The sequence below is a fragment of the Rubrobacter tropicus genome (genome assembly GCF_011492945.1).
GTDB classification, from domain to species: Bacteria; Actinomycetota; Rubrobacteria; order Rubrobacterales; family Rubrobacteraceae; genus Rubrobacter_D; species Rubrobacter_D tropicus.
Genome location: NZ_CP045119.1, coordinates 1,644,378 through 1,656,795, shown reverse-complemented (window position 1 = coordinate 1,656,795; position 12,418 = coordinate 1,644,378). Strand labels below are relative to the sequence as shown.

Here is a 12,418-nt window from a genome sequence, read left to right as displayed (position 1 = left end):
GCCGGCCTCACGACGTTTCGTCCTGCAGCTTCGGCTCGGTGCGGGCCTCCATCGCCGCCTCGACGCATTCCTCGGCGTCGGAGCCGGCGGAGGCCGAGACGCCGGCCGCGAAGGCCCCCTCCACGAAGGGCGCGTCCACGAGGGTGGTCCTGGCGCGGTCCTTCTCTGGGAGCATCTCGAGCACCGTCTCGGCGGAGAGCACGGCGCTGCCGAGGTCCATGAAGACGAGTACTTCGTCCGCCTCCATCCCCTTTATGGCCGCCTCTATGCCCTCGGGGTCCGTGCCGAAGCCGCCCTCGGCGTCGCCCCCCACGGTGGCGATCTCGACCTCTCCGGCCATCTGGCGCACGAGGTCGGCCGTCCCCTCGGCGATCTTGGGGCTGTGCGAGACGAGCACGAGGCCTACCACTACCCGGCCCCTTCGAGCGAGCGGGCGGCCGCGTCGAGCAGGAGTTGCGTCGAGGTCGCGCCCGGGTCCCTGTGGCCCTGGGCCCTCTCGCCGAGGTAGCTCGCCCGGCCCTTCCTCGCGGTGAGCGGCACGGTCGACTCGGCCCCCACCGCGGCGGCCTCCGCCGCGGCCCTGAAGACGGCCGCGACGGTGGCTTCAGGGGACCCGGCGACCTCCTTCGCCGCCTCGACGGCCGGCGTCAGGGCGTCGACGATGGTCTTGTCCCCCACCTCGGCCTTGCCGCGCTGCTTGACCCCGCCGAGCGCCGCCTCCAGGGCGGAAGCCGCGTCTTCGGGGGAGACCTCGTCGCCGGAGAGGACCGTGGCCGCGCGCAGGAACGCCGTGCCGTAGAGGGGGCCCGCGGCTCCGCCGACCTTCCCTATGAGGGCCATCGAGACGGCTTTCAGGACGTCCGCCGGGGAGGAAGGGCTGGTCCCTTCCAGGCGTTCGAGCGCGGCGGCGAAGCCGCGGCGCATGTTGTTGCCATGGTCGCCGTCGCCTATCTCGGAGTCGAGCTTGGTCAGGTATTTTCGGTTCTCCTCCATCGAGGCTGCCATTCGCTCGATGATCTTCGTCGTGGCCTCTACGCTGCTCAAAAACCCATCCTCTCTGAACTCTGAACTGCTTCCGGGTGGCGTAAGAGTACAACCGGGCCGAACCCGGCTCAACGGGGAGAGCCCCCGGAGGTTACCCCTGTTCGGCGTCGAGGATTTCGAGCATCTCCCTGGCCGTGGCTTCGTCCGTGATCAGGACGTTCAAGATCCCGGACCGCGCGGCCCCGATGTTGGCCAGCGCCTTCTTCGCCCCCCACCCCATGCCGACGCGGATCGGTACGCGCACGAGGTCCTCGCGCCCGAGGCTTATGGTCCGCGCCTCCATCTCGAGCGGCACGGGGTCCCCCTCGCGCGTGAAATACGAGCCGCAGATCTCGCCTATGGCCCCCCGCCTCCCGATGTGCTCGAGGTCCGCGTCGTCCAGGTAGCCGGCCCTGTACTGCCCGGAGTCGCGGTTTATGGTCCCGACCCCCACAACCGCTATATCCGCTTTCCGGGCGAGCTCCAGGGTCCTGGAGATGTGAAGGTCTCGCAGCAACCCTTCCCTTACCGACGCGTCGGCGACGAGTATGGGCGCCTGCAGGAAGTACTCGCGCGCCCCGAGCGCCCGCGCCAGACCGCCGGCGATGGACGCCCCGTCGAGATCCGGCACGGCGCCGCCCAAACTCCCTATTAGCTGCACCACGGTAACGCCGTTTTTCTCGTGCAGGCGTCCGCTGCGCACCACGTCGTACACGGCGCTGCTCCACCCGATCCCGACCACGTCCCCGTCCGAGATCTTCTCCCGTAGATACCCGGCGCCGAAGGCCCCGAGGTCGCCCCGGAAATCGCCCGAAGCACCCCGGCGCGAAGACGCCAGGACCAGACACTCCCGCAGACCCAACCTCGAACGCAACTCCCGCCCCACACCGTCGGCCACCTCGAGCGGCGACCGGATGCGGATCTCCACGAGCCCCGACTCCCGCGCCTCCTTGAGCATCCGCGAGACGTTCGACCGCGAAAACCCGAGGCGGCGCGCTATCCGCTCCTGCGTGAAATCCTCCAGGTAGTAGAGCCGGGCCACCTCGGCCAGCGTCAAAGCCCGATCCTCGAAAGACCCCGGTCCCTTGCGCTGAAGCCTCAACCGACCGTCCTCCCCGCCCACGACTAGACCCGAACACCCCGCGGACCCGAACAAGTTTTGCACAAATGTGCAAGTTTTGCACTATTGACACAAACGTCGGGTCGGGGCTAGACTGCCGGCAGGAAAAGGAGGAATCGAATGGGCAGAGATTTGGGAGCGTCGTCCGGCGTTGGCGTGGGAAGAAAGTTTACCCGTGGGCAAGTCTTGAGGATGGGTGGCGCGTTGGCGGCGGGTTCGGTGGCGGCGCCGTGGCTGGCCGGGTGCGGGGGTGGCGGCGGGGATCTCTCCGGGAGTGAGATCACGATCGCGGCCGTCAACAACCCGCAGATGGAAGACATGCAGAGCCTGGCGGACGACTTCAAGAAGAAGACGGGCATAACGGCCAGGTTCCAGTTCTTGCCCGAAAACGACTTGCGTCAGAAGGTTACCCAGGACGTCTCGCTCAACGCCGGCAACTTCGACATCGTGATGGTCGGCGCGTACGAGACCCCGATCTGGGCGCAGAGCCAGTGGCTGGAGCCCCTAAACCCGTTCTTCGACGAGATGAGCCAGAAGGAGAGCAACACCTACGACCTCGAAGACGTGCTCCCCACGTGGCGCACCGCCCTCTCCTACGAAGACCAGCTCTACTCGCTGCCCTTCTACGGCGAGAGCTCCTGCCTGTTCTACAGAAAGGACCTCTTCGAGGAGGCGGGCCTGAAGATGCCCATGCGCCCGACCTACGAGGAGGTCACCAACTTCGCCAGGGAGTTGAACGACCCGGAGAGTGGGGTCAGCGGCATCGCCCAGCGCGGGTTGCCCGGCTGGGGGGCGAACATGGCGAACATCATGATCATGATAAACACCTTCGGCGGCCGGTGGTACGACATGGACTGGCGGCCGCAACTGACCACCCCCGAGGTGAAGGCCGCCCTCGAACAGCACACCGAGCTGGCCACAAAGTACGCCCAGTCCGGCATCAACTCGGACAACTTCCCCGAGTGCCTGACGCTCTTCTCCTCCGGCAAGGCTGCCATGTGGAGCGACGCCACCGTCGCCGGCGGCCTCGTGAGCGACCCGAAGGAGTCGGAGGTCGCGGACAACGTCGGCTTCGCCTACGCGCCGACGGCCGTCACCCCAAACGGGTCCCACTGGCTGTGGGCGTGGTCGCTGGGTATAGAGGCCGCAAGCAAGAACAAGGAGGCGGCCTTCGAGTTCCTCAAGTGGGCGACGAGCAAGGACTACATAAAGCTCGTGGGCGAGGAGCTGGGCTACAACCGGGTGCCGCCAGGCACGCGCAACTCCACCTACGACACGCCCTACGGCGAGAACCCGTGGACGGAGGTCGAGCTCACCTCCATCGAGACGGCCGACCTTGACAACCCGACCAGGGACCCGGTGCCCTACAAGGGCATCCAGTACATCCCGATACCCGAGTGGCAGCAGCTCGGGGACGCCGTCGGGAGGCTGTCTGCGAGCGTGGTCACGGGCGACCTGACAATCGACGAGATGCAGCAGAGGGCGCAGGACGAGGCCCTCAAGGTCGCCAAACAGGGCAAGTACCTCAAGAGCTGAGGAGTATCAGGCCGGTCGCGTCCCCGACAGAGAAAGCGTGGTGATCTCAGGTGGCTGCTGGCAGCGCGGCGGGCGGTAAGAGCCGGGGCGGCATGAGGCCGACCTCGGCGGGGCGGCAGCGGCGTGCGCTGCTTTATCCGACGCTCATAGTCGTCGCGATAATCACGCAGATACCGTTCCTGCTGACCATCTACCTCAGCTTCCAGTCCTGGAACCTGACCCGCCCCGACCTCGGGCGGGTCTTCACCGGGTTCGGCAACTACGCCACGGAGGTGCTCTCGGCGGAGTTCGGGGCCATCCTGCTCCAGACGCTTGCCATCACCGCTATCTCGCTCGTCATCTGCTGCGCGGTCGGGCTGGTCCTGGCGTTGCTTTTGAACCGCGACTTCTTCGGCAAGGGGCTCGTCCAGACCCTGCTCGTCACGCCCTTCTTCGTCATGCCGGTCGTCACGGGCCTGATCTGGAAGAACGAGCTGTTCAGCCCGAACTTCGGGATCCTGACGTGGCTGGCCGGCGTCGTCGGGATAGAGGGCTTCAACCCCATGGCGAACCAGGCGCTGTTCATGGTCTCCACCATGATCGCCTGGCAGTGGGAGCCGCTGTTCATGCTGGTCCTGCTCGCGGGGCTGCAGGCGATACCCGAGGAGGAGAAGGAGGCGGCGAGGCTCGACGGGTGCACCAGGTTCGGGGTGTTCTGGCACATCGAGCTGCCCTACCTGCTCCCGTATTACCGCATGGTCATCTTGCTCGGGACGATCTTTATCTTGCAGGCCTTCGGCGAGATCTACGTCGGCACCGCGGGCGGCCCGGGCACGAGCTCGATGAACCTTCAGTACCTGACCTACGACACGGCCGTGGTCGGGACGCAGGTCGGGGCGGCTTCCGCGATCGGGGTGGGTACTTTGATCATCACCCTCGTGATCCTGACGGGCCTGATGCGGGCGGCGAACGCCGTGGTGAAGGAGGTCTGACGTGAGCGGCGCATCGACCAGGCGGAAGTCCCCCATCCGGTGGGGACACTACGCGCAGAACGTGGCGCTCTGGGCGGCGGTCGTCGTCATCTTCGGCCCCATCTTCTGGCTTATAGTCACGAGCTTCAAGACGGACGCGGCGGCCTACGACCTGCCGCCGAAGCTCCTTTTCACCCCGACCCTCGAGCAGTACGCCGGCGCGCTGGAGAGCTTCTGGACGCCGTTCTTGAACTCGGTGATCATCGTCGGCGTCTCGACGGCCATCTGCCTGCTCCTCGGCGTCCCGGCGGCCTTCGCCCTGAGCTTCTACGCGCACAAGCGCAACGAGGGCATAGTCTTCTGGTTCATCACCACGAAGGCCCTGCCGCAAGTGGCGGTGCTCGTGCCCCTCTTCGTCATCTTCCGCGAACTCCAGCTGCTCGACACGGTCTGGGTCCTCATAATCGTCTTCGTCGGGATGAACACGCCCATCGTGGTCTGGATGATGTACCAGTTCATGAAGGACCTCCCCCGGGGCATCCTGGAAGCGGCCCAGGTAGACGGGGTGAGCCTCTCGCAGATGCTCATGCAGATCGTCATTCCTTTGACCCGCGCCGGCATCGCGTCCACGGCGATGCTGTGCGTGATCTTCGCCTGGAACGAGTTCCTGTTCAGCGTCTCTTTCACCGCCATCGAGTGGCAACCCCTCTCCGTGGCCGTCGCGGCGCAGCAGACCTCGCGAGGCCAGTTCTGGGCCCAACTCTCGGCGTTTACGACGCTCGCGATAATCGTGCCCGTGATCGTCGGCTGGCTCACCCAGAAGCAACTCGTCCGCGGCCTCACCTCGGGCGCGGTCAAGTAAGCTATCAGCGGTCAGCTTTCAGCAAGAGCAAGAAGCTGATGGCTGAGAGCGGAGGCGGAGCCGGAGCGGACCGATAGCTGATGGCGGGGTTTGCAGAATGCAAACTGCATTACGCGTGGCCTGAGGCTCCCATTAGTTTGATCTTTGCTCTTGCGACTTCGCGCACCGCGTCTCGGATCGCGGCGAGCATCCCGTAGTGGTCGAGGCCCGACTCTAGCGCATCGCGCGCGCCCTGCCGCACGGCCTGGGAGAGCGCGTTGCCTATGTTGATCTTGACGACGCCGAGCGTCACGGCCTCGCGCACGTCGTCGGGATGTATGCCGGACCCGCCGTGTAGGACGAGCGGGTGGCCCGTGCTCTCGGCGACGCTCCTGAGAAGGTCGAGCTTCAACCGGCTCTTCTGGGCGTGCTCAGAGCCGACGGAGACGGCCAGGGTGTCCGCGCCGGCCTCGGAGACGAAGCGCGCGGCCTCGTCCGGGTCCGTGAGGACCACCGAACCGTGATCCCCGCCGAAGAGCCCGACCTCGCCCTCCACGGAGGCCCCGAACTCGTGGGCGGCCTCTACTATGGGGCCGGTCCGGGCGATGTTCTCCTCGAGACCAAGCTCGGCCCCGTCGAACATCACGGACGAGTATCCGAGCTTCATGCAGGCGACCGCCATCTCCAGCCCATCGCCGTGGTCCAGGTGCAGCATGACGGGCACGCCCGCATCGTCGGCCAACGCGTTCAACAGCGGGGCCAACGCGGGCCTACCGTGGGCGATGTCGCCGGGATATGTCTGCAAGATGACGGGCGCCCGCTCCGCCTCCGCCGCCTCCACGACCCCCTGGGCCATCTCCAGGTTGCAGACGTTGAAAGCGGGCATCGCGAACCCCCCGCGGTAAGCGCGGGCGTATAGCTCTCTGCCATCGGTCACTCTGGTCATTCGGACTCCTCATGTACTCCCACCCGCCGCACGCCAAAAGCGCCCAACCAAAAGCGCGACGGCGCCTTTATACGCCTCGCATCGCAAGAACTTTACATTTTTTTAGAACAGTCGTAAAGTTTCGTTACCATGGCAAGAGAGCCCGACATCAACACCGCGTATGTGGCGGCCCATCTCTACTACGAGAGAAAGCTGACGCAGGAGGAGATCGCGGTCGAGTTGGGGATTTCGAGGCCCACGGTTTCGAGGCTGCTTGGTCGGGCGCAGCAGGAGGGGATCGTGCGTATATCGGTCCGGGAGCCGGGGCGCCGGGATTCCGCCCTGGAGGCCCTCCTGCTCGATACGTTGGGGTTGAACGGGGCGGTCGTCGTGCCGGGGTCCTTCAAGAGCGGGCGTGCGAGGGAGATCCTGCTGGCGAGGGGGGCGTTGGAGTTGCTCGGCAGGCACCCGACGCAGGTAAAAAGGATGGGGCTCGGATGGGGCAGGTCCGTCTTCGCGTTCGTGGAGGCCGTGGAGCCGGGACACCTGTTGCTTGGCAGCACCGTGGAGTTGGTGCCCTTGATCGGGGGTTCGGGCCAGAGCCACGGCGTCTTTCAGTCCAACGAGATCGTGCGCCGGGCCGCGGAGGCGCTCGGGGCCAGGGCGCGTTTGTTGTACGCCCCCGCGTTGGTCTCGGACGGTCGGGTGGTAGAGACCCTGCTCAAGGAGCCTCCCATAAGGTCCGTCTGGGAGGCCTGGCAGGAGTTGGACGTCGCGATCGTGGGATAGGCAGGCCCCGGATCCTTCCATCGGTCCCCTGTACGAGGTCGAGTACCTGCGGGACGAGACGCTTACCACGACGGCCGTCGGCGACGTCTGCGCCCACTACTTCGACGCGGCCGGCCGGCCGGCCGCTGAGAAGTACGACTCGAGGCTGGTGGCCATCGACCGGGACGGCTTGAGGCGAGCGTCCCTGACCATCGGCATGGCGGGCGGGCGCGAAAAAGTGGCAGGCATCGTCGGGGCGACCCGGGCGGGGTTGATCGACTCGCTCGTCACCGACGAAGAGACGGCCAACATGTGCATCAGAATGGTCGAGGCGGCTTAGGGGAGCAGTGGGAGAGGATGTCCTGTGACGTCTGAACCGCTCCTCGTCGGGGCGGACATCGGCACCACCAACATAAAGGTCGCGGCCTTCAGCCCCGACGGCCGGATCGTGGCCGAGGCAAGCAGCCCCACGCCAACCTACTACCCGCGCCCCGGCTGGGCGCACCACGATCCTGAGGAGCTTTGGCGCTGCTTTGTGGCCGCACTGCGAGAGGTTACCGGCCAGCTGGAAGATGCCAACCGCATCGCCAGCGTGGCCGTCGCCAGCTTCTCCGAGGCCGCCGTGCCCCTCGACGGCCAGGGCCGGCCGACCAGCGACGTCATCGCGTGGTTCGACAAACGAACGCAACCCCAGGCCGGGTGGCTGGACCGCACGGTCGGCAAGGACCGGCTCTTTGGCCTGACCGGCCTCTCGCTGCAGCCAATCTTCGGCCTGTGCAAGCTGCTCTGGCTTAAGGAGAACGAACCCGACGCCTTTGGGCGTACCGCAACCTGGTTGAACGTGACCGACTACATGGCGTTCCGCCTCTCGGGCGTTGCCGCCACGGACTACTCCCTGGCCTCCCGGACCCTCGCTCTCGACCTGTCCCGGCTGCGCTGGGCGGACGAGCTCTTGCGGGAGGTAAACGTGCCGGCCGGCCTCTTCGCGCCCCTGCGGCCCAGCGGTTCGGCCCTGGGCCCCGTCAGGCCTGAGGTCGCCGCGGAGACAGGTCTGCCGAAGGGCGCCACGGTGGCTGTCGGTGGGCACGACCACGTCTGCGGCGCCCTCGCCGTCGGCGTCGTAGAGCCGGGGACCATGCTCGATTCAATTGGCACCGCCGAGGCGCTCTTCCTACCCGTGGAGCGCCCGCTGACGGACCCGGAAATCGGCCGCCAGGGCTACACGCAGGGGGCCCACGTCACGGGCGGATATTACGTTCTGGGGGGCCAGTACACCTCGGGCGCCAGCATCGAGTGGTTCAGGGACGCGCTCGGTAGTAAGCACGATTACGAGGCCCTGATCGACGAGGCCGAAAACGTCCCGGCCGGGAGCCTCGGTGTCCTTTTCCTCCCCCACCTGCGGCTGGCGAACCCGCCGTACGACGATCCGAGGTCCCGCGGCGCCTTCGTCGGCCTCAGCACCGACGCAAAGCGCGGCACCCTGTTTCGCGCGGTGCTGGAAGGGCTGGCGTTCGAGTCCCGCAGCTCGCTCGACCCGCTCCTGGATCACTCCAACGCCGCCAGGCCGAAGAATATCTACGCCATAGGTGGCGTCACCCAGAACCGTCTGCTCATGAGCATCAAGGCGACCGTCCTCGGGCAAACGATCACGGTCTTCGAAGCGAGGGAGGCCACGAGCCTGGGGGCGGCCATCCTCGGCGGGGTGGGCGCGGGAGTCTACGCGGACATCCCCTCGGCGCTAGGAGAATTGCACCACGCGAAGACGGTCGTAGATCCCGTGCAAGATCAAGTGCCACTTTACGACGCCCTCTTCCGCCAGGCTTACAGGCAGGCCTATCCCGCCCTCCGCGGCCTGCACCACGCCATCCATCGCCTGCAAGAGACCGAATAGCGAGCCCGACCCGGCGGCCGCGCGGCGCGTTCCCTCCCCTCGCCGGAGGAATCGTTGACATACCCCGGTCCCGCGCGTAGATTGATGCTTAATGCCCCGGCAAGGGGCAGCGTACTGGGGAAGTACGAGGGGCCACGTCGCAAGGATGGGGGCACAGATGACTTCGAGACACGCTCTTACCAGGCGCGATTTCTTGAGGATGACGGGAGCAGGTCTGGCGGGGGCCTCGCTCTTGGGGGCCGCCGGATGCGGCGGCGGCGGCACGACCGGGGCGCGGGCCGGTGCCGGCATGTGGAAGCAATACGCCGGCACGACGCTGAGCTTCGTATCCGAGAACACCGCGCCGACCTCGGCCATCGGGGCCAACCTGGGCGAGTTCGAGAAGCTGACCGGTATCAAGGTAAACATCCTCCAGCTGGAGCTCACCTCCCTCGTCCAGAAGGTCGCTTTGGACATAGGAAGCGGGCTCGGTTCGTACCAGATCCTGTACGCCGACCCGTACCAGATCCTGGCCCCCTACCACGGCGCCCTGGCCGACCTCAACGAGTTCGACGCCGACGAGAACCTCCCTTCCATCGAGCGCGGCGTGGACGACTTCATCCCCGCGCAGCTCGCCGCGGCCGGACGCTTCGAGGACGAAAAGACGCTCTACGGCCTCCCCTACGACTGCCCGACCATGATCTGGATGTACCGCAAGGACCTCTTCGAGAAGCACGGCGAAAGGATGCGCCAGGACCTCGGCTTCGACCCGATGCCCTCGGAATCCTCGACCTGGGATGAGTACTTCCGGATCGCCAGGTGGTTCAACGACAACGCCGACGAGGTCCCGTACGGGACGGGCCACCAGGCCAAGCAGCACGACTCCCTGATGAACGACTTCTCGAACGTCCTCTGGTCCTACGGCGGCGACTACTTCGACAACCCGAACGTCGGCAGCCTCGGCGCCTCCGACCCGGGTCCCTCCATCCTGGACGAACCGAAGTCCGTCGAGGGGGCGGAGTTCTACAAGAAGCTGTTGGAGATCGCGCACCCTTCCAGCACCTCCTGGGACTGGAACGCGCTGGACGAGGCCTTCAGGGCCGGGCAGGTTGCGATGGCGCCCAACTGGCACGAGTTCGCCGCCGGCATCGTCGACTCCTCTATCGGCAAGGACGTCGGCTTCGCGCCGCTGCCGAAGGGCCCGGCGCGGCAGTCAGGCATGTGGGGCGGCACGGGGCTCTCGGTAAACGGGGCCTCGCCCGCGGAAGAGCAGCGGGCGGCGTGGCTCTTTCTGGTGTGGGCGACCTCGCCGGAGACGCAGCTCATGGGGCTCAAGAGCGACGTCGGCGGCGGGACGCCCACCCGGTCCTCCCTCTACGAGAGGCCGGACGTCAAGAAGGCGATGGAGCCGCCCTCGGAGATGCCGAACATGCTCACCTACGACGCCGTCGCCACTTCCTGGAAGCCAGACAACATCGGGCTCAGGCCCAAGATACCGGCCTGGAACGAGTGCGACACCATAATCTTCACGGAGCTCTCCAGCATGCTCGTGAGCGGCAAGTCGCCCGAGGAGGCCATGAAGACGGCCAAGCAGGGCTTCGACGAGGCGAACACGCGGGTCCAGAACCTCGCCTCCAGCGGGAGAGGAGGCGTGGCCTAAGATGGCGTCCAACACCACCGAAAAGGGCGGCGGCCGGCGGGGGATCTCCCTGGAGACGAAGATGCTGTTGCCGGCGCTCGTCCTACTGGCGGTCCTCTCCCTCTTCCCGTTCGTCTACATAATCTTCATGAGCTTCAACACCGTCTCGCTCATAGGAGGCATCTCCTTCGAGTGGACGGGGATGGAGAACTGGACGCGGCTGTTCACCGACAGCGTCGTGCTCGGGAGCTGGGCCCGGAGCGCTATCTACTTTATAGCGACCGTAGGTATCGAGATGGTGCTTGGGGTAGGCATCGCGCTGCTCCTGAACGAGATCATCGCGGGACGCTACGCGGCCCTCTCCCTCATCCTCATGCCGATGTTCGTGGCGCCCGTTATAGTCGGCCTCCTCGGGCGCTTCCTGACCGACTCGACCTACGGCCTCTACGCGTACTTCCTGAACGCCACGGGCCTCTACACCCAGGACATCCTCGGCACGCCGGGCTCGGCGTTACTCGCGGTCATACTCATGGACGTGTGGGAGTGGACGCCCTTGATCACCCTCATAGTCCTCGCGGGCCTCTCGTCGGTTCCGGTCTCGGTCCTCGAGGCCGCCAACATAGACGGGGCCAACTACTGGCAGCGGCTGCGGCACATGGTCTGGCCCTCCATAGCGGGGGTGGTCATAGTGGCGCTGTTGATCCGTTCGATGGACGCAATCCGCTACTTCGACATCATCTTCGTGACCACCAACGGGGGGCCTGGAAACGCCACCAAGATCATCCCGATCCGGCTCTACGAGACGGCCTTCCGCTTCTTCGACCTGGGCTACGCGGCGGCAATAGGACTCGGCATGCTAGCCTTTTCCATAATCGTCGCGAACCTGTTTATGCGCATCCTCAAGAACAGGGGGCTCGCCAAATGAGGCACGGAACCGTAACGAAAGTGCTCCTCTACGCGGCGCTCGCGCTCGTCCTCCTGTGGACGGTCGTACCACTCGTATGGATGGTGCTCTCCTCGTTCAAGTCCCCGAACGACCTGCTGGCGACCACGCCGTCGCTGTTTTTCACCCCGACGCTCGAGCACTACGGGGCCCTGTTCCAGAGCGGGCTGTGGGGCTACGTCCAGAACAGCCTGCTCGCGGCCGGCATCTCGACGATCATAGCCGTCACTTTAGGGTGCCTGGCGGGTTACGGGCTCTCGCGGGCGCACTTTCGGGGCAAGGACCACGTGGCGTTCTGGATCATCTCGACCAGAATGGCACCCATAGCCGCCGTGATCCTGCCGCTCTTCATCCTCTTCCGCTACGCGGGCCTGCTCGACTCGACGCTCGGCCTCATCATCGCGTACCTGACCTTCAACCTGCCCTTCGCGATCTGGATCATGAACGCCTTCTTCGCCGACCTGCCGCCCTCGTTGGAGGAGGCGGCGATGGTGGAGGGCGCCACCCGGTTCGAGGCGTTCTGGCGCATCGCGCTCCCACTGACCGCGCCGGGCATCGTGACCACGGCCATCCTCTGCCTCGTCTTCTCCTGGAACGACTACGCCTTCGCCGTGACCTTCGCGGGACCCGACAGCCAGACGCTGCCCATAGCCGCCTCCCAGCTCAACACCCAGACGGGCCTCAACTGGGGACAGCTCACGGCCATAGGCACCATCGTCGTCGCGCCCATGATCCTGGTAGGGCTCGCCGTCCGACGATACCTGGTAAAGGGCCTGACCCTCGGCGCGGTCACGGGAGAGTAG

General features: G+C 66.1%; 13 protein-coding genes. 9 read left to right on the top strand and 4 right to left on the bottom strand.

The window, feature by feature from the left end; translation table 11 throughout:
* Window positions 1–7 precede the first annotated feature (7 nt).
* The 3 genes from dhaM to GBA63_RS08125 all read right to left on the bottom strand — a co-directional run bounded on the left by dhaM (window position 8) and on the right by GBA63_RS08125 (window position 2,125).
* Window positions 8–409: a dihydroxyacetone kinase phosphoryl donor subunit DhaM gene (gene dhaM / locus GBA63_RS08135; protein WP_166175082.1), complete on the bottom strand. Its 402-nt coding sequence runs from the start codon at window positions 407–409 to the stop codon at window positions 8–10.
* Complete coding sequence (gene dhaL, locus GBA63_RS08130) at window positions 409–1,005, bottom strand: dihydroxyacetone kinase subunit DhaL (protein ID WP_166179971.1); 597 nt, start codon at window positions 1,003–1,005, stop codon at window positions 409–411. Before dhaL ends, dhaM begins: the two co-directional genes overlap by 1 nt.
* A 130-nt stretch (window positions 1,006–1,135) precedes the next feature.
* Complete coding sequence (locus GBA63_RS08125) at window positions 1,136–2,125, bottom strand: sugar-binding transcriptional regulator (RefSeq protein ID WP_166175080.1); 990 nt, start codon at window positions 2,123–2,125, stop codon at window positions 1,136–1,138.
* Between the two features lie 222 nt (window positions 2,126–2,347).
* On the opposite strand from GBA63_RS08125, the gene GBA63_RS08120 reads away from it, so the two are divergent.
* The 3 genes from GBA63_RS08120 to GBA63_RS08110 all read left to right on the top strand — a co-directional run bounded on the left by GBA63_RS08120 (window position 2,348) and on the right by GBA63_RS08110 (window position 5,491).
* A complete protein-coding gene (locus tag GBA63_RS08120; RefSeq protein ID WP_166175078.1) occupies window positions 2,348–3,679 on the top strand; it encodes an ABC transporter substrate-binding protein in 1,332 nt (443 codons plus the stop codon).
* Window positions 3,680–3,771: 92 nt separating this feature from the next.
* Window positions 3,772–4,650, top strand: a complete 879-nt coding sequence (locus GBA63_RS08115) for a carbohydrate ABC transporter permease (RefSeq protein ID WP_166175076.1) — start codon at window positions 3,772–3,774, stop codon at window positions 4,648–4,650.
* Window position 4,651: 1 nt separating this feature from the next.
* Complete coding sequence (locus GBA63_RS08110; protein WP_166175074.1) at window positions 4,652–5,491, top strand: carbohydrate ABC transporter permease; 840 nt, start codon at window positions 4,652–4,654, stop codon at window positions 5,489–5,491.
* 109 nt (window positions 5,492–5,600) lie between these two features.
* On the opposite strand, the gene GBA63_RS08105 is transcribed toward GBA63_RS08110, so the two are convergent.
* The gene (locus tag GBA63_RS08105) at window positions 5,601–6,416 is read right to left on the bottom strand and encodes a class II fructose-bisphosphate aldolase (RefSeq protein ID WP_166175072.1); all 816 of its coding nucleotides are present in this window, start codon (window positions 6,414–6,416) and stop codon (window positions 5,601–5,603) included.
* 129 nt (window positions 6,417–6,545) lie between these two features.
* On the opposite strand from GBA63_RS08105, the gene GBA63_RS08100 reads away from it, so the two are divergent.
* The 6 genes from GBA63_RS08100 to GBA63_RS08075 all read left to right on the top strand — a co-directional run bounded on the left by GBA63_RS08100 (window position 6,546) and on the right by GBA63_RS08075 (window position 12,418).
* Window positions 6,546–7,184 (top strand): sugar-binding transcriptional regulator, encoded by a 639-nt coding sequence (locus GBA63_RS08100; RefSeq protein WP_166175070.1) that lies wholly within the window; start codon window positions 6,546–6,548, stop codon window positions 7,182–7,184.
* Between the two features lie 19 nt (window positions 7,185–7,203).
* Window positions 7,204–7,503 carry a sugar-binding domain-containing protein gene (locus GBA63_RS23940; protein WP_166179969.1) on the top strand — a complete coding sequence of 100 codons (300 nt, stop codon included), beginning with the start codon at window positions 7,204–7,206 and terminating at the stop codon, window positions 7,501–7,503.
* A 24-nt stretch (window positions 7,504–7,527) separates the two neighbouring features.
* Entirely contained in the window at window positions 7,528–9,054 is a 1,527-nt protein-coding gene (locus GBA63_RS08090; RefSeq protein ID WP_166175068.1) for an FGGY-family carbohydrate kinase, read from the top strand.
* A 157-nt stretch (window positions 9,055–9,211) separates the two neighbouring features.
* Window positions 9,212–10,693, top strand: coding sequence for an ABC transporter substrate-binding protein (locus GBA63_RS08085; RefSeq protein WP_166175066.1), 1,482 nt, complete (start codon window positions 9,212–9,214; stop codon window positions 10,691–10,693).
* A gap of 1 nt (window position 10,694) precedes the next feature.
* Window positions 10,695–11,597 (top strand): carbohydrate ABC transporter permease, encoded by a 903-nt coding sequence (locus GBA63_RS08080; protein WP_207957143.1) that lies wholly within the window; start codon window positions 10,695–10,697, stop codon window positions 11,595–11,597.
* Window positions 11,594–12,418: a carbohydrate ABC transporter permease gene (locus GBA63_RS08075; protein ID WP_166175064.1), complete on the top strand. Its 825-nt coding sequence runs from the start codon at window positions 11,594–11,596 to the stop codon at window positions 12,416–12,418. Before GBA63_RS08080 ends, GBA63_RS08075 begins: the two co-directional genes overlap by 4 nt.

Coding starts and splice junctions, on each gene's coding strand:
- dhaL (WP_166179971.1), bottom strand. CDS start 1,005: ATGGCAGCCTCGATGGAGGAGAACCGAAAATACCTGACCAAGCTCGAC.
- GBA63_RS08115 (WP_166175076.1), top strand. CDS start 3,772: ATGAGGCCGACCTCGGCGGGGCGGCAGCGGCGTGCGCTGCTTTATCCG.
- GBA63_RS08105 (WP_166175072.1), bottom strand. CDS start 6,416: ATGACCAGAGTGACCGATGGCAGAGAGCTATACGCCCGCGCTTACCGC.
- GBA63_RS08100 (WP_166175070.1), top strand. CDS start 6,546: ATGGCAAGAGAGCCCGACATCAACACCGCGTATGTGGCGGCCCATCTC.
- GBA63_RS08085 (WP_166175066.1), top strand. CDS start 9,212: ATGACTTCGAGACACGCTCTTACCAGGCGCGATTTCTTGAGGATGACG.
- GBA63_RS08080 (WP_207957143.1), top strand. CDS start 10,695: ATGGCGTCCAACACCACCGAAAAGGGCGGCGGCCGGCGGGGGATCTCC.
- GBA63_RS08075 (WP_166175064.1), top strand. CDS start 11,594: ATGAGGCACGGAACCGTAACGAAAGTGCTCCTCTACGCGGCGCTCGCG.